Origin of the sequence: Candidatus Leptofilum sp., from assembly GCF_965223285.1 — a bacterium.
Lineage (GTDB): Bacteria > Chloroflexota > Anaerolineae > Promineifilales > Promineifilaceae > Leptofilum.
In genome coordinates this window covers 2,497,947-2,515,087 of sequence record NZ_OZ244997.1, presented here as the reverse complement: position 1 = coordinate 2,515,087, position 17,141 = coordinate 2,497,947, and the positions used below count along the sequence as shown (strand labels likewise).

12 protein-coding genes are annotated in these 17,141 nt (G+C 54.2%); 1 reads left to right on the top strand and 11 read right to left on the bottom strand.

The annotated features are described in order from the left end of the window. Positions 1-137 precede the first annotated feature (137 nt). Complete coding sequence (locus ACOQPU_RS11455; RefSeq protein WP_420645242.1) at positions 138-2,657, bottom strand: PAS domain S-box protein; 2,520 nt, start codon at positions 2,655-2,657, stop codon at positions 138-140. A gap of 240 nt (positions 2,658-2,897) precedes the next feature. After that, positions 2,898-4,304, bottom strand: a complete 1,407-nt coding sequence (locus ACOQPU_RS11450) for a serine hydrolase (RefSeq protein WP_420645241.1) — start codon at positions 4,302-4,304, stop codon at positions 2,898-2,900. A 276-nt stretch (positions 4,305-4,580) separates the two neighbouring features. Between ACOQPU_RS11450 and ACOQPU_RS11445 the strand changes: the two genes are divergently transcribed. Further along, positions 4,581-6,146, top strand: coding sequence for a choice-of-anchor Q domain-containing protein (locus ACOQPU_RS11445; RefSeq protein ID WP_420645240.1), 1,566 nt, complete (start codon positions 4,581-4,583; stop codon positions 6,144-6,146). Between the two features lie 45 nt (positions 6,147-6,191). Here the strand turns inward: ACOQPU_RS11445 and ACOQPU_RS11440 are convergent, their stop codons facing one another. The 9 genes from ACOQPU_RS11440 to ACOQPU_RS11400 all read right to left on the bottom strand — a co-directional run bounded on the left by ACOQPU_RS11440 (position 6,192) and on the right by ACOQPU_RS11400 (position 17,134). Continuing rightward, positions 6,192-7,334 carry a hypothetical protein gene (locus ACOQPU_RS11440; RefSeq protein ID WP_420645239.1) on the bottom strand — a complete coding sequence of 381 codons (1,143 nt, stop codon included), beginning with the start codon at positions 7,332-7,334 and terminating at the stop codon, positions 6,192-6,194. Positions 7,335-7,714: 380 nt separating this feature from the next. Then, positions 7,715-8,617, bottom strand: a complete 903-nt coding sequence (locus tag ACOQPU_RS11435; protein ID WP_420645238.1) for an NUDIX domain-containing protein — start codon at positions 8,615-8,617, stop codon at positions 7,715-7,717. A 32-nt stretch (positions 8,618-8,649) separates the two neighbouring features. After that, on the bottom strand, positions 8,650-9,291 hold the full coding sequence (locus ACOQPU_RS11430) for a DUF3267 domain-containing protein (RefSeq protein ID WP_420645237.1): 642 nt from the start codon (positions 9,289-9,291) through the stop codon (positions 8,650-8,652). 1 nt (position 9,292) lies between these two features. Then, positions 9,293-10,276 carry an NUDIX domain-containing protein gene (locus tag ACOQPU_RS11425; protein WP_420645236.1) on the bottom strand — a complete coding sequence of 328 codons (984 nt, stop codon included), beginning with the start codon at positions 10,274-10,276 and terminating at the stop codon, positions 9,293-9,295. Between the two features lie 12 nt (positions 10,277-10,288). Further along, positions 10,289-11,431: a hypothetical protein gene (locus ACOQPU_RS11420; RefSeq protein WP_420645235.1), complete on the bottom strand. Its 1,143-nt coding sequence runs from the start codon at positions 11,429-11,431 to the stop codon at positions 10,289-10,291. Next, positions 11,428-12,189, bottom strand: a complete 762-nt coding sequence (locus tag ACOQPU_RS11415) for a nucleoside phosphorylase (RefSeq protein WP_420645234.1) — start codon at positions 12,187-12,189, stop codon at positions 11,428-11,430. The genes ACOQPU_RS11420 and ACOQPU_RS11415 overlap by 4 nt, the downstream gene beginning before the upstream one ends. Before the next feature lie 97 nt (positions 12,190-12,286). Next, positions 12,287-14,437 (bottom strand): methyltransferase domain-containing protein, encoded by a 2,151-nt coding sequence (locus ACOQPU_RS11410; protein ID WP_420645233.1) that lies wholly within the window; start codon positions 14,435-14,437, stop codon positions 12,287-12,289. A 219-nt stretch (positions 14,438-14,656) separates the two neighbouring features. Continuing rightward, positions 14,657-15,472 (bottom strand): class I SAM-dependent methyltransferase, encoded by an 816-nt coding sequence (locus ACOQPU_RS11405; protein ID WP_420645232.1) that lies wholly within the window; start codon positions 15,470-15,472, stop codon positions 14,657-14,659. A gap of 111 nt (positions 15,473-15,583) precedes the next feature. Continuing rightward, positions 15,584-17,134, bottom strand: a complete 1,551-nt coding sequence (locus ACOQPU_RS11400; protein WP_420645231.1) for a B12-binding domain-containing radical SAM protein — start codon at positions 17,132-17,134, stop codon at positions 15,584-15,586. Positions 17,135-17,141 lie beyond the last annotated feature (7 nt).

Here is a 17,141-nt window from a genome sequence, read left to right as displayed (position 1 = left end):
GCGTTCCGTCGAAACTGTTCGCCAGATGCATGAAGCCGCAAGCAGTTTCCAGGGAATTATGCAGTCATTAGCCTTTTCATGAGGCCGTCGCTAACTATAGTGAAATTGCTACAGATGGCAATGTCAGGGTCAAGAACTTAGGTGAGGGGAAGCCACAGGGTAAAGGTGCTGCCTTGTCCGGGGGTGCTTTCGAGCGTGATACGGCCGTCGTGCGCTTCGGCAATTAGTTTAACCATACTCAGCCCCAAGCCAGTGCCGGGAATATTGCCGGAAGCAGCGCGCTTGCCTCTAAAAAAGCGATCAAACACCTGCTTCTGTTCCTGGGTGTCAATGCCGGGGCCATCATCACATACGGACATTTTTAGCCATTTTAGGTCATCTGTTTTGGCCACAGCCCCATGCACTTCTACCAAACCGCCAGGCTGCGTAAACGTGAGGGCATTGTGAATGAGTTCATACAGTGCCTGTGCCAAGCGCTGCGGGTCGCCAAGAAAGCTAGGCAAATGGAGCATACTGGGAGCGAATTTGAGGAGAATTTTTCGTTCCGTTGCCTGTGTGTGCAGCCGTACCTGCAAATTGTTGCATAATGATTCCCAATGGATCAGCTCGCGCTGCAGCCCTTTCTTGTTGTCATCCAGACCCGCAATTTCCAATGTGTTTTTGATGATTTGTTCCAGCCGTTCAATTTGCTCGTTTAGCACAGCAAAATATTGGTCGCGTCGGGATGAATCAAAATGACGATGAAGCAAGTCGGCGTAGAGCTTAATGTTCGTTACCGGTGTGCGCAGCTCATGAGAGATGCTGGTGACAAATTGGCGACGCGATTGTTCCAGTTGTTTGGCTTTGGTAATGTTGCGGTGGCTGGACACATAGCCAATTAATTTTTTTGAGCCATCATAAACCGGGGCAACCAGAACGGCCGCATCGTACACCGTGCCATTTTGGCGCTTGAACTGAATTTCACCTTCCCAAATTGTTTCGTCGATGAGGGCGTTGGTAAATTGCCGCCAGATAAGTTGGGGTAAACGGCCGTTCACTACGAATAAGGCTGGCTTGCCCAACAGCTCATCACTGCTGTAGCCCGTTAGTTGTGTAAAAGCTGGGTTTACATAAACCATTCTGTAATTGAGATCGCTCAAGGCAATCGCGTCACTCACGCTTTCTAGCACAATGGCACTCCGCTCCTGTTCAGAGCGAACGGCCGCTTCCAAATCCGTAGCCCGCTGCTGTAAATGCTGCTCGGCCTGCTTACGTTCCGTAATATCAAGTAAAGACACAATGCTGATGGACGAATCTGGCACTTGGGCAAAGGTTGCCAACAAATCTCGTTGCTCTGCATTCCGATCCAGAAAGCGAAATTCATACTTGTTTGGCACACCGCTAACGTTGGAATCTGGCTGCTGATGATGATCTCGAACCGTCCCCAGATCGTCCTCATGTACAAACCGCGTCCAGCTTAACTTTCCCTCAATGGCTGTGCGAGCATATCCAGACAACGCTGCAAAAGGTGTATTTGCTAAGGTAATTGTCATATCTCCATTGAGCATTACAGTTGGGGCACTGTTTGCCTCGAAGATAGTCCGATATTGATCCTCTGAGACTTGGCGTGCCAGATCAGCTAATTTACGCTCTGTGACGTCATAAATAATGAGTACACGGCCTGAAGAAACATAAATATTGCTAACAATATTGGTGCCGTGCAGCTCCAAATAGCGATACTGCCCCTCCTTTTCGTAATAAAATTCCAGATTCAGCGATTCGGCCAGCCAATCTTTATTGGGTGCCAGCGCATCCTGTATCGGCAGGATGTCAAAAATATTCTGCCCAATTAATTCGCGTTCGCGTAAACCCAATAGATGGCAAGCTGCTGGATTCATTTCAATAATCCGATTGCTCTCATCAACAAGTAGAATGCCATCTCGGATACTGGAAAAAACGGCCGAATATGTCATTGGCGATAGCTGTAACAGCCTATACCGGAAAAGCCCCAGCCCAACCAATGCGCCAGAAATTGGGAAGAAAAAGGTGGTGATGTCAAACAAGTGCCAATTGTTGAACTCAAAAAGGCCAAGCGTACCCGCGACCCAGGGTAGCAAATGCCCAGCCAACAGCAGCAGGAGCTGATGGCGGTAAAGGCTATTTGCCCCTGGCAGCCTGACTAGAAGAATAAAAATAGCTAAGGTGAACAAAAAGTAACCAATAAAGATGCTGAGCCAGAACCAGGGGCCAAACTCAAACGCCAAGAGGGGAAAAGGTACATTTTGCGTGTAGAAAACAGGCGTGCCGGCAAATCCATGACTCCCATTTGTCCAGAAAATAATTTGCGTTGCGATCGGTTCCAAAAGAAGTACGCTAATCAAAAAGCGTTGATTGGTTACTTTTTGCCGGGTAAAGCTGAGGGCAAATAATAAAACAAATGGCCCTAGTAATGAGGCTCCCAATTGCTTAATGTTGAACCAGATGAGTTTAGCTTCCAGCGTTGGGGCAAAGAGTTCCACGCCATAGCAAAATGCCCAAAATCCGGCGGCAAACAATATGGCGGCTAGCTGCGTGGCTGCATTTACCTGCCGCCTACGCCAGGCGTAAAAGCCCAAAAACCAACAGACGGTTACAGAAAGAAATAGGGCAAAGAGGTATGGAGCCAGGGTGAGATCCATTCGAAGCTAATTACAGTGCCAAATCATATGCAAACCACAGAAAATATTTTGAGAACCGAATAGCGATTTCTCTGTGGTTTGCTCAAGTAAAAGCCAACTGTGCGCTCATTCTAATCCAAGATACTTTTTGGCTTTTACATAGCAAATCACAATAACCATTTTGAAAACTGAAGCGCGATTTAACGGCCGTCTTGCCTAGAACCTGAATAGTCACCGTATTTTATCAGAGTTTATGCAAAATTAGGGCGTAGGCGTGAGGGCAGCTTTTAGGAGTGCTAAGCCTTTTGGGTTGTCGAGCAACCAGCGGGCAAACTCATCGTGTGGCAGGCTACCGCGCCAAGTGCGGTAACTGCTGCCCGGCAAATCTTGAAAGAAGAGGATAACGACGGTGGGGGTGCTTTCGCCAATGGGGTAGGCATAATAAGCGGTGTTGAGGATGCCGGGTAGGGAGCCATTTTTATAACCAAGGTTGCTAAATCGCTCCTGGTTGGCGGGGAAGATCATCGGCCATTCCAGGTAACGACGGGCTAAAAAGCTACTTTCCGGGTTGGTGAGGCCGTTTTGGGCGATTTGAGCCATGAGGGCGGCATATTCGCGTGGCGTGCCGTGGGCGTTGAGCGTGTGGCTAAAGTAACGTTGGTCTTGGGGCGACGGGCGTCTCTCATTCCGGTGCCACGCTTGTTCCAATTCACGGAAGCTGGCTTCGTTAACGTACATCTCTGCTAATTGCACCACCTCCGTGCCGTAACTGGTTGGGTTCTCCAGATAGGCTTGAATGGCCAGTCGGTCGCTGTTGTTTTGGCGGGTTTGGTTGCTCATGGCCATGAACTGCCCCAAAAAGGTACAGGGTGCGGTTTGCTGCGTCAGGTTGAGAGAAACGGCCGTTTCCTCAAGCACCGTTTGCCCCAGCAGCATATGCAAATAATCTGTAGCCGCGTTGGTGCTATGGCGCATCATCATCCAGGGCACGTCTTCCAGGCGTATCCGGTCTGGATTGGGCAGCACCAGCCCATTTTCTGCCAATTCGGCAACGGCGCGGTTGTGGGAACCCAGATCGTAACCGGGCAAGTAATACCGTTCCAATGTTTCCAGAGTCACGTAGCTGGTAGGGTCTAGCTGGCCTGCGGCGACCGCTTCGACGTAGGCAACCAGATTGATGAGCTTCACCACTGAAGCAAGCGGCATTTGCACATCGGCGTTGTGGTAAATGCCATTGGCCTCATCTCCGACTCGGTAAGCCACCAGCCCGACGCTGCCTGGATTGGTCGCCAACCGTTCCCAAGCGGGGCGAGCGGATTCTGGTAAGGCAGCGAGCAGAGCAGCCAATGCCGCTGGGTCTGGTGCCAAATCAGTTGTGGCTGGCACATTGTTTTGAGGTAGCAGCGGCAGTTGTTGGCCGCAGGGCGTAATCTCACTACCCGTAAAAAATAGGGTTGGGGAAACGGTAGGCAAGGGTGTTGCAGTGGGTGGAACGGCCGTTGCCAAGGGGGCTAACGTTGCCGAGGCCGTGTTGGCTAATGTGGGTGTTGGCGGAGAGTTTGCATCGCCGGCGACGTTGCTTTCAAATCCTGCCAGCGCGGGGCTGTTCTCGTCAGACGGCCGTTCGCAAGCAGCCACGAGCCCTAGCAGCAGAATGAAGATAAGCATCAGTTTGCAGTTGCGTTGCCACATGGGGAGGAATTGTAGCGGCAACGGCCGTAACCACACAGAACACCACCCATCTTTTAATCCGACAGTAAGGCCAGTGGACAGGCAGCATGATAAAATATGAGTTCAATCTATCTTACTTTGTTTGTAGCAAACCACAGAACGACCTTTGAAAAGTGAAGCGCGATTTCTCTGTGGTTTGCTCAAGTAAAAGCCAAATTTGCGCTCAATCCAAATCAAAATACTTTTTGGCTTTTACCCGTAAAGGAATTTCTGATGACGAAACGACTCTCCTACCTTTCCCTTCCGCTACTTTTGCCGCTATTGTTCATAGCAACCATCTTGCTTTATGGGCGGGTGCAAGCTGGCGGTGCGGATGTTTGCACCTCCGGGCCACCAACTTGCACATACGGCAGCATTCAGGATGCAGCAACCAATGGGCCAGAAAATACGCCATTGCTTATTGAAGCAGGCACGTACTTTGAGAATGTGGAGATTACCCGCTCGGTCATTTTTCAAGGCAAAGGGCCGGATTCAACAATTATTGACGGGCAATTGATGGATACGGCCGTTCTGATTAATGGTGACCCGACCATCTCAATCTCTGGTCTTACGATTCGCAACGGAGATTCAACATTGGAAGGTGGCGGGGTTCTGAACGAAGCTGGCCAAGTGACCCTTGCCGATGTGATTGTTGAAGAAAATATGGCACCGTTTGGCGCAGGCATTACCAACAACGATGTCATGGTTTTAGATGATGTGATTGTCCGCAACAACGTGGCGGATGAAGTTGTGGGCTTTTGTGAAGATTGTGCCGGGGGCGGTATTTACAATTTGAGTGTTATGACCATTACCAACAGTATTATTCACGGCAATAGTGCCAAGTTTGGCGGGGGTATTGAGAATGCAAGCGCGGGAACGTTTTGGGCAACTGGCATTGATGTTTACAGTAATAGCGCTGAGGATGCCCCCGATGAGGCGAGTGCAGGGGGAGGCATTGAAAATTTTGGCACAGTGACACTAACTAACATTTCTGTCCGCAACAACGATGCGCCAATCGGGGCGGGGGTATCCAACGGCGGTACGCTTACAATTAGCGGCAGCGACATTTACGGCAACATAGCCGATACGCGCGGTGGCGGTATCCACAACTCGTTTAACCTGACGGTGCAAACCAGCAACGTTTACGACAACGAAGCAGGTTCTGGCGGGGGCGGGGGGATTAGCTCAGAATCTGGCGATGTGATGGTGGTGCAAACGGCCGTTTACAGCAACAGCGCCACTGGCAATGGCGGGGGCATTGTCCACAACGTCGATCCAGTTTCTGGCGACAATAGTTTTGTCATCACCAATAGCACCCTTAGCGGCAATAGTGCCATCGGCACGGGCGGCGGTATTCGTAATGCAGGTATTGCCAGCACCGAGCTGAATAACGTCACGCTGAACAACAATTCCTCAATTGTGGGCGCAGGGCAGTCCGTTTCTGTGGCGGGAGGCACGCTTGAATTTAAGAACAGCATCATCAATAGTGCGGGCACAGATTGCAGCGGCAGCATTGGCTCTAATGGCTACAATATCGCCAGCGACAATAGCTGTGGGCTGGGCGGCACGGCCGATTTGGTGAGTGCCAATCCGCAGTTGGGGCCGCTGCAAAATAATGGGGGCAGCAGCCTTACCCATGCTCTGCTGCTGGGGTCGCCGGCCATTGACAGCGGCAGTGGTTGCCCGGCAGTCGATCAACGAGGTGTCGCGCGGCCAGCTGGAGCCGAGTGTGATCGTGGTGCATACGAGTTTAGCGAAGAAAATGTAACTGTTTATTTGCCGTTTGTGCTACGGCCGTAACAGAAGCAAAAGCCCCAGCGTTTTTTCAGCGGCTGGGGCTTCTTATTACAAGTTGCCTGTGCTAATTTTTGGGGGTGGGCTGCTGGACTGGGAGATAAAATGGCTGGTGACGCTGCGCCAGCGGGCAATGCGGTACAGTTTACGCACCGGCTCTTCCCCTGGCTGATAATCTGAACGAAGTGCCAACAGTTCCCCAAACAGCCGGACCGCATCTGACCACTGCTTGTTGTTGTAGGCAGCTATCCCCTGTGTGTACAGCATGTTGAGCGTGTGGTTTTCCTGGCAGCGAAGCACAGCCTCTTGCCATTGGGTACGGCCGTTTTCATCATAATAAAGCGTGGCCAAATAGCTGTATTTGGTGGCGGCTTCTTGCCATTTTCCGGCGGCCTCTAACTGCTGCGCTGTCTGTTCTTCACGTTGGCGCAGGCGCAAAAACTCATCCACATTTTCAATGCGGGCCATGTGGCCGATTTCGCGGTAGGCGTCGAGGGCATTTTTAACTTGACCCTGGCGCAGCAGTTGGTCGGCAAGCAAAACGACTTCTTTCCGGGCTATTTCAGACAACGCTGCGGCAGAACGGCCGTCCTTGCGGAAATAGGGGTCTACCAGCAGCACCTGGGCAAAAGATTGGTAAGCGGTGCGCCACTGCTCTTTCTCTAATGCCTGCACGCCAAGCAAAAAGAAGGGCAGAAGCTCTGCCTCCCAGCAGCTCTCCTTCTTAATTTGCCAGGTTGTCTCTCGTTCGTGGTTGGGGTAATCATTGAGCAGATGCTCGTAAATCCAGGCAGCTTCCTGGTAGCTACCCACAGAAGTTGCTTTTTCTGCTTTGGCTTCCAGTTCCTGAATCGTTAAAAGCTGGTGAACTTCTTTGGCGTGCTCAAAATCATCTGCCTTTTTGAAGGCGATCAACGCCGCTTCCAGTTCCCCTGTTTCCAGAGCTGACTCAGCGATGCGCTCGTACTGCGCTCTGCGGCGCAGGGCCGTGGCACGCATCCCATCTTGCTCATAGTGCGAGTTGTACGACGCAATTTTGGTAAAGATGGCCTCGGCCTTGCGCCATCGTTTGCTCATAAGGTGCCCCCAGCCGCGATTAAACAGTACTGCAAGCTGCTCTTCCGTCGCGGGCTTGGGCGAAACGGCCGTTTCTGGGTGGGTATTTGCTGTGGGTTCAATGTGTGTCTCGTTCATGATCATGCTGCCGATGTTAACTGGCTGGTTTCCCCCAATAGAAGATGGCAAATTCAACATACATTCGACTATCTGGTTAAAACTATTAGGACTTACGCATTCGCCCTCAACAGACTACAAAAGTCTGGGGCCAAGTGATGTTAATTCCAGAGAATAAGACTTTTGTAGTCTTCATTGCGTAAGTTCTGACTATCTTATTTCAGTTTAGGGTATGTGGAAATCCTTAAACCATATCTTACACTTCGGTACCGAAGTACCGACTTGAAATTAATCGTCGGGAATGGCTGGTTATGGGCTTTATTTGCCCTAAAGGGATTGAATTCCCCGCCATTTGTGGCGAAAAGAGTTTTTGATACCCTGGCCACTCGCGGTGGAGTAGTTCATTCTTCTGTGAGCTGGTGGAATTGGGTGGGCTGCGGCGTTGTTGTTGCTAAAGTTGCCATTTTCAGATGGTGAGGATCACATTCTGCTGGCTCATTGCCGGGAGCCAGCCAGCGCAAGTTGGGGGCAGGTTGGGGCGATTGGTCGGCCGTTGCCGTGAAAACAAGCGTGAGCTGCGTCTCTTGGGGGCCAAGATAGACATCACAAAGCTGCTGGGGTTGCAGGTGGCGGTTTGTTTGTTGCTGGGCAAGTCGTACGGCCGTTTCCCAAGGTGCAGTTAGTCCCGCGGTTTGCCCCCCCGGTAACTGCCAAGGGGATTGGTCGTCTGGCCGATGCCACAGATATGCTCCGTCCTCGTTCGCAACGAGTAACTGGGTGTGGACCTTCCAGGTGGGTGGTGGTTGATATGGCGGTAGCCGTTGCAGCTTTCGCTTGATATCCATTGCGCGATAGATGACGTTGCGCAGCACAAACCGGGCCGCTTTGTGAAATGTGGAGACGGAATGCTGGAAAAACAACGGCCGTTCCTCTGCATGGTTCAACGCTTTTGCAACCCGCTCACGGTGGAAGCTGCTCATCCGGCTGGGGAGTGGGTTTGTCTTGAAAAAACCCACCACAGGCGACTCTTCAGATTGGGTAATCTCGCCGCCGCGCAGCAGGCAGCGGAAAGTAAAACCCAAGTACCCTTCAGGCGGAAGCGGCAGAAAGGTTAATGCGGCCAAACGGACGGGCAGCACAATCAAGCCCGTTTCCTCTCGTACCTCACGGACGGCCGCATCTGGCAAAAACTCGCCAGTGTCTACGCCACCACCGGGCGGGGCATAGGTGCGCGTATCGTTTCGTTTTATGAGCAGCACATTGCCATGCTGATCGACGACAATGCCGTTGGTGCCTACATTCATCTAAAGTTCCTTATGCGAGATGGTTCGCGTGATTATAGCGCGTTGAGGTCTGTTTGGCTGGCTGGCAAAAATAGCTGAATGCCGTGGTCATCGCCAAAGCGCGCCTCTGGTGGGGCTTGATAAACGCGCCACGCTACCAAGATGTCGCCAATGGAAGCGGCCGTATTCAACAGTAGGGCAATGAGCAACAGTCGGCCGATAGCTGGGGGCAAAAAGAGCAGTAGACCGCCGCCCAGCAGCGTCATCGTGACGATAGGAGCCAGCGTCATCACCAAATATTGCCGCCGGGTAAGAAAGCTCCCTTTTTGAATGGTGGCGACGAGGTAAAGTTTGAGAAAGACATACCGGGGCTTGTGCCCAAACAGTTGCAAAACCAGGCCATGTAACCATTCATGCAGCAGCATAGAGCCCATGAAAATTAGCACGCCCAAGACGATTTTCCAGCCCAGCGGCAGCGTTAGTGCCGGCCACAGTGCCAGCGGTGAGTTGTTGAAGCTGTAAAATTGGTACGGTAACCAAAGCAGCAGCACGCCCCCGCCCAACGGCAGCAGGGCCACCAAATTGGCGTAGATGAGCACCAGCCATCGTGGATATTTGTCTAGCAAATCCCAATCGGCAAAAAGCGGCCGTACATGAACATAACCGGGGGGAGGTGTGGGCGTTGACTGCGTCATGTTAGCGAAAACGGCCGTCCTGCTTCCTAAAAATCACAGTTGGCGAGGCTGCAACCGCATCCGCCACGCGCTCAAGGTGTTGCTGGACGCTGTTGGATGGCTCTTCACCGGGCAAGAACCAGGCAAAATCGGCCGCTTCGGAGCCAGTGGTAAGCTGTCCGCTCACAATTTCGGCGGTGTAGTTAAAGGTGAGGTTGGCTTCGTTGCTGTAGCTGTTGATGCTGGTGAGATCACACAATTTAACTTGGCAGCCCGTTTCTTCGAGCGTTTCGCGAACGGCCGTTTCCCAAGGTGGCTCTTCATTCTGCACGCCACCTCCCGGCAAATTCCACACATCCATGTCGGTGCGCTTCACCCACAGCACCGCCCCCGCCCCGTTGCGAATGATGGTAAAGGCCCCCATGCGCCAGCTTGATGGCTCTGGCCAGGGGAGTTCGCCGCTGCGCCGTCGCTGCCAGCGCTGGAGGGGAAAGAGGATGCGCCCCAGCACTTTTTTGCCCGCTTTTTGCACGATTGTCATGGGCTGGGTGAGCATGAGGGGCTGATAGCCGTGGTGATTGAGGCTGTGCCGAATCCGCTGGCGGTGCATGGGCAGGATGGGGCGGGGCAGCTTCTCTTGTGCAAAAAAGGCAACGGTGGGTGATTCTTCAGACGGCCGTATCGTCCCCCCCATCAGCTCGCAGCGAAAATAAAAGGAGAGGTACGCATTGGGTTCATTGGGCCAATGGTAGACGCCGAGCAGTTGGGACGGCCGTACTTGCAACCCAGTTTCTTCAAGCGTTTCCCGAACGGCCGCTTCGGTAGGCAGTTCCCCTGGGTCTAAGCCGCCACCCGGCACGTCGAAGGTACGAATGTCGTGCCGCTGGATCATCAGCAGCTCTCCTGCGGCGTTGGTCACGATGCTGCTGGCGGTCATTCGCATATTTTCTCCCAAAATGCTGTGGTAGGGGCGTGCCCCCGTGCGCGCCCGAAAAGGGGCAGACACGGGGGTCTGCCCCTACAGAAATTTTTCGCCGAGCCACCATTTGAACCGCTGCCAACGTCCGACTTTACGGCGGACAAAATAACTGTGATATCGACTGGCGGCACGCCAACGGGCAGGCCAGCGGCGGTCAATCCCGTCTGTGCGGCCAAAGCTGATGCCCGACCCTGGCTGATTATAAATGACGTTGGCCAGCAACGGCCGTAGCTCCAGCCCAAACGTCATCATCGGATTTCGCATGGCTTGGGTGGTCAACACAAGCTCAGTGGGGATATTGCCCAAAGAGCGCGTGCCGTGCAAATCCACCGTGAAGTCGTAGGCAGCCAACTGATCCGTTAACCGCTTCACGTTTTGGGGCAGCATCTCCTGAAATGAATCATAAACAGCTACCGATTCATCTAAAGGTTGCAGCCGGAAGCTGGTTCGCCGCGTTTGCAACGGCACTTGGAAAAACGAAGTGCCATGCACATGAGTGCCAGCGTCGCCAAAATTTGTGGTTAGCGATTCGCGAGGGAAGACGTAAAAACGATTGGTCTCTACCAGATATTTCGTTTTCAGGGGAAACCAGTCGGTGGGCGGGAAGGATTGGAACAGTTCATGCAGGGGGTCGGTGGGGAGGATTTTGGTAACGGCCGTTTCCCGCCATTCCCGAAACGCTGACCACTGTTTTTGTGTGTACGCTTGCCCCTGAAACCAGGCGACCTGCATAAAAAAAACGTCCCCATCATCCAAAAACGGGGTAAACGGCTCATGGGTAATGCCGTGAAACCAGAGGGCGTTGAGGGAAATGCCGGCAATGCGGGGATCATCTGCGTAAAAAGTGAGCGCGTCTGTGGCGTAGCGGTAGGCCATCGGCGACACAACCAGATCGTCTTCCAGCAGGAGGATGCTGCCGAATTCATCCACAAGATCGCCACAGGCAAAGACGTGATTGATGAGACCCAACGGTCGTTGCTGCACCACAATTCGCTTCTCACCAAACCGCCACGCAAATGTTTTGGCAACGGCCAGCACCGCCTCAAACGCATTCCCGCCCGCATCAATCGAAATAATCAACGGGGCATCATCTGGCTCATGAAGAGTTGCCAGCGAAGCAAGCAGCCGCCTAAGCGCAACAGGACGATTGTAGGCCACCACCACAATCGCAGGGTTCATCATGATGCCTCCATGGCCATTTTTACCACCGCGTCCAGAGCTTGGCTGAGATTGGCGATGGGCAAGCGGGGGTCTGGGGCGGGTTGCCAAACGCCGTATGCCAACGAGTCGCTGACGGCGAGCAGCGCGGTGGCCTGTACCTGGCAATATTGCGCCACGGCAAACAGGGCAGCAGCTTCCATCTCCACGGTTTGGACGCCCATATTTTTGTAATGCTGCACGGCAACGGCCGTTTCGCGGTAAGGCGCATCGGTTGTCCAGGTGGCGCCCGTTTGGCAAGTAAGCTCGGTTGTGTGGACGGCCGTCTCGATTTTGCTAGTTAAATCTACAGAGGCAGCTACCGTTTTTGCGGGTGGTAAATAATGGAAAGACGTGCCTTCGTCGCGAACGGCCGTATTCGCCATAACCAAATCGCCTGCTTGCAAAGCGGGCTGCAAGCCACCCGCCACGCCCAGCAGCACAAATTGGGTTGCGCCCCAAAAAGCAAGCTCCTCTACTAAAACGGCCATCACGGGTGCGCCAACGCCAAATTTCCCGGCAACGGCCACGCGGTTTTTACTTTTTGCCAGCAGATACGTTTCCCCAAAAAAGCCCGCCACGAGCTTGCCCCGCCACCGCTTCACGGCGTGTTTCAGTAGGCTAACCTGTGGGCAAAAGATCAGCCACGACGGGGCAGGGGGCAGCTTTTGATTTTGCAGACGCAATGCGGCCGTTAAAATCGACGGTGAATCAAAATCTACGGGATAATTTGGATAGCTCATCTTCCCTAACCTTGATAGGTGACAATATGGTAGGGGTGCGCCCTTTTTGGGCAGACACGGGGGTCTGCCCCTACAAAAGATAACCTCACATTTATTTCTAATGCAAAATCCAAAGGGCAATTACCAGCAGCCATTCGCCAGCAACTAATCCCACGGACAAGCCATTTAATCCTTGCCACTGAAATGCGGCCGTACCGATAACGGCCGTTCCCACCAACGTAAAAAAAGTGCCAGCCAACACCCGCTTTTCTGCTCCGGCTACAATCATTTCCAACGCCAGCGGCTGGGACAGCGCAAAGGGAAGCAAGCCCCAGGCCAGTAATTGTAGCGGAGGGACTGCCGTTTCATACGTATCCCCAAATAGCAAAAAGATGAGAGGACGCGCCAGCACCGTCAGCAAAATGGCGGCTAGTAAACCATAGCCTAACAATCCCCAGTGCACCCAGCCTGCCATCGGGGCTTGCTGCCGCGCCAGCACGGGGAAAACTGCACCCATCACCGCCGCTGGCAGCAGTCGTGCCGCTTCAACCAGCCGCAGCGACACCGCCATCTGCCCGGTTTGCGCCATCGTTCCCTGCCAGCCAAGAATGAGAATGCCGATGCGCTGGAAGAGAACGGCCGTTACCATCAATAACGCCAGCCAGACCCCCACCTTTGCCAACTTCCGCATCTCGGCTAACCTCAGCAGTTGCCAATTGATGCCAAAATTGGGCAAAATGCGGCGGCAGCTCCACCAACTACCCCCGGCAGAGACGATTTGCACAACCACCAGCCAGCCAATCAGGCCAGCAAAACCGACGCCAAAGGCAAAGAGGACGGCCGTTCCCCCCAACTGAAAAAGCGCGGTGCCGAGCGTCAACACGGCCAGCCAGCCCATCTGCTCGTAGGCGCGTAAAGCGGCGTTACTCACCGTGAGCCAGGCCAGCGGCAGCAGCACCCAGCCGTACAGCCGCAACCCCGCTACCGTTGCGGCCGTTTGCCCAGAAAAGGGCAAGAGCCACAAGCCCAAGTAAAAAATGGCGGCAAAAAGCAGCTCCAACGCCAGCACGTTTGCCAATGGTGCTGTATCCGTTCGCCTCGTGGCACCGATTTGGCGCAGCAGCACCGTGTCCAGGCCGAAGGTGCTAAAGACGTTGCCAATGTAGAGAACGGCCGTTACCCAACTCAACTGCCCCAAACCCACGTCCCCAAGCTGCCGCGCCACCAGTGCCAAAAAGAGCAGCCCAATCCCCTGCTGCCCCACCCGCGCCAGCCACAGCCACAGCGAATTGCGCCCAATGTGCCCAAAGGATTGGCTGGCTGCCTCCTCGGATTCTGCCGCAGGGCGAGAAAACAAAATCAGCGGAAATTGGGCGGGTTCCCGCTGCTGGCGCAGACGCACTTTTAACTGCCGCACCCAGCGTCGCCACGCTGAAACAGTCTCGATTTGCCGCCAATGTAGTTGCAGATTGTTTGCAATTGCGTCCAGTCTTGCTGGCGTGAGGAAGTTTTCGCTGGGCAGGGCGTTGGAGGCGAAGCCGTATTTTTGGGTGAAGGCAGCTTCCCGCTCGGCGACCATTTGCTGGCCGCTGGATTGTTGTTGGTAAACGGCCGTATCCATCACCACCACCCATCCCTCCGGCCGCAGCACCCGTGTTGCCTCTTGCAGAGTCTGTTCATAATTCACCGAGTAGTGGAACGCGGCGTTAAAAATCACCAAATCAACCTGCGCGTCGTCGAGTGGTAGATGATCAAATTCTGCCTGCACGGCGGTAAATTTGGTTTGGTAATGTGCTTTTGCTCCCAGCCCATCGCGCATATTGATGCCAAGGTCAACGGCCGTTAGCTCATGCCCCTCTGCTGCCAAACGATTAGAAAGCCAGCCGTTGCCTGCGCCTAGATCGAGGATGTGTAAGGGGCGGTTTTGTTGGTGATGTGTGAACGGCCGTATCACCTGCGCTATCAATGTCTCAAAACTGCGTGCTCGAAATGCCCAGCCAGCCTCATTCACAAACGGCAATTTCCGATAAAACGCTGGATCATCACTGCCTCGCCCCTCCCGCTGGCGAACCGTTTCATACTCCTGCCGAAACTGCGCCAGTGCCGCCACCCGCTCCGGCGGCAAAAACCGCCAAATCCCCGCCTCACAGGTAAACGTCAGCCCGTCCGCTACGCAATCTAGGCTATTTTCCGAGCGCAGTGTCAACTCCCCACGGCAAACTGGGCAGACAAAATGGATCGATTGGTCGGGCTTTCCCAAATGAGCCATAGGTTTATGAACCTTCAAAAATTAAATCAATAATGGTAGGGGCGGGGCGGTGGCGAATGGTGTGTGATGTAACAAATGATCTGGTCTCGCCACCGCCTCGCCCAAATGCCGCAATGACAAATTGGTTTGCAATGTAAAATGGGCGAGGCAGGTGGGGAGATTCTGGTGGCGAAATTTGGGAGATCGTGGTCACCTGCCTCGCCCCTACCAATCCTAAACCTATTCGGGCAAAAATTTTGCCATTATGGCTGACAGGATGAAGAAATCACCCATGCGGTTCAAAAAAGGCCAGCGGCAAAGGCGATTGTCTAGCTTGGTCAGCCAACGGAAAAGCCGGGGATGATTGCGGGCAAACTGGTCATTGTCTGCCGGAGGCGTGAGAAGCGACAAGCTGCTTAACTCTAGCGATTGAAACGCATCACCCAACGCTTTTTGCACCTGCCGGGGCGTGAAATAATAAGTTTGGAAGGTGACGCCTTCCACGTTGGCGGTGACGCCACTGCGCCGCAGCCGCCGGGTGGCCATGCGCCAATCTTTGGTAAACCGCAGCAGCTCCCACGGGCAAATGGGCGGCATGATGACCCAGATAAGCACACCGCTAGGCTTAAGTGCGCGGGGCAGATGTTGGGTAACGGCCGTTAACTCCCTCACGCAATTCAACCCGCCAAAATTGGAAAAGACGGCGTCATACGGGCCACCTTCCACCCGATCCAATTCCGTAAACGAGCATTGTTGCACGGTTAAACGATCTTCAAGCCCCAACGCCGACCGCTTGCGGCTGATTTCGGCCACCATACCTGGCGCGATGTCGGTGGCATGAACCCGGTAGCCTCGCTCGATGAGTGCCACCGCATCCAGGCCGGTGCCCGCGTTTAGCTCTAGGATGTGGCTGCCTGCGGGCGTCCAGCGGGCAAGCTGGGCATACACTTTTTCCCGCATTCGCGTCAGGTTGGCATGATCTACCCCAAACTGGTCGTAAACGGCCGCTTTGTGTGAAAATGCCGCCGCCACTTGTGAAAATTGGCGATCATCCACCGCTATCCTCCTCCAAAAACAATTTTGCCACAGAGACCACAGAGAAAAGAGAGAAAAATCTGGTCAATCTGCGAAATCTGTTGATTTTTATTCATGGCGTTGCGTCTGCGCTCATGGGGTTTCCTCCGGCTGGGGCGAGGGCTGGGCAGATTGTGCCAGCGGCATGTGGGGCAGCAGCGTGGCGTTGGCTTGGCTGCTTTTGCGGAGGCGACGGAGCTGCCAGCGTGCCAGAGGCAGGCGGAGCCGGCGGTAGGCAATCGCCGCCAGTTCGTACAGATGTGAGCCGCGCCATTGGCTGGGCTGTGTGAGCAACGGCCGTAGCTTTACCCACCCCCGACGCGCCCGAAATTCCAGGTGAACGGCCGTGTGCAGCTGCCGGTAAAATTGTGTCGTGTACGTTCCCTGGTACATCATCGCCAAATCAGCCGAGTCTACCCAATTTTGCTGCGTGCCCAGCTGCGCGGCCACCCGCTCGTGGAACTGCGTGCCGGGCAGCGGGTATGAAACCGAAATGCCAATATCGTCTGGCAGACAATCCCAAACGAGCTGGAGCGTTTTTTGAATGTCCTGCCAGGTTTCGCCCACGTAGCCAAATTGGAGGAAGAAGCCTACCTTTACCCCCGCCGCCTGCAATTTTTGCGTCGCTTCCCGAATTTGCTCAACCGTGGTGCCTTTTTCCATTGCGTCCAAGATGCGCTGCGAGCCAGATTCCGCGCCCAGCCAGATGATGTCGCAGTTGGCTTGTTTGAGGGCTTGCACATTGTCGGGCTGGCGCACAATCAAATCGGCGCGGCTGAGGCATTTGAAGGGCAGATGAACCCCCTGCGCCTGCACTTCGGCGGCAAACTCAGGCCACCAGCCCGGCTTCAGCCCCATGATGTCATCAGCAAACCAGATGTGATCCGGCTGGTAGGTTTCTTGCAGCCAGCGCATTTCGGCGGCGACGGCTTGGGGCGAGCGGGCGTTGTACCGCTGCCCCCAAATGGGCTTGGCGCACCAGTTGCAGTGGTAGGGGCAGCCGCGCGTGGTGACCATGTTCATCGAGTAGTAGCCATGCCGCTCCTGCCAAAGCTGGCGATATTTTTCCACGTCTACCAAATCCCAGGCGGGGCGGGGCAGATCATCAATGTGGGTGAGGACGGGGCGGTGGGGGTTTTGCTGGACACGGCCGTTTTCCGCATAAGCCAGCCCCGTAATTTGTGAGAAGGGGGTGGCGGAACGGCCGTCTAGCACCGCCAAAAGTTCCACCATCGTCTCTTCACCCTCGCCCAGCAGCACGTAATCTGCCCCTTTTTGCAGGTAAGCCTCGGCGTGGTCGGTGGCGTCGGAGCCGCACAAAATGACGGTGCAGCCGGCGGCTTTGGCCATCTCGATCATGGTAAAGGCAGCTTCTCGCATGGCCAGCAGGCACATTTTGGAGAGGTAGTTGAAGCTGTCTTCATAAATAATGGCAAAGCGGGGTTGGTGTTGTTGCAACGCTGCCTGCCACGCTGCTGGGGAGTCGGCCAGCATGGCATCGAACAGGGCTACGCCATACCCTTGCTCGCACGCCACGCTGGCCGCAATGAGTGTCCCCAGCGGCGGGTAAGGCTGCATCGCCTGCCACAGTTTGGGATCAAATTTTAGATAGTAGGATTGACCAAAAAGAATATCGTTCATCATCAAAAAA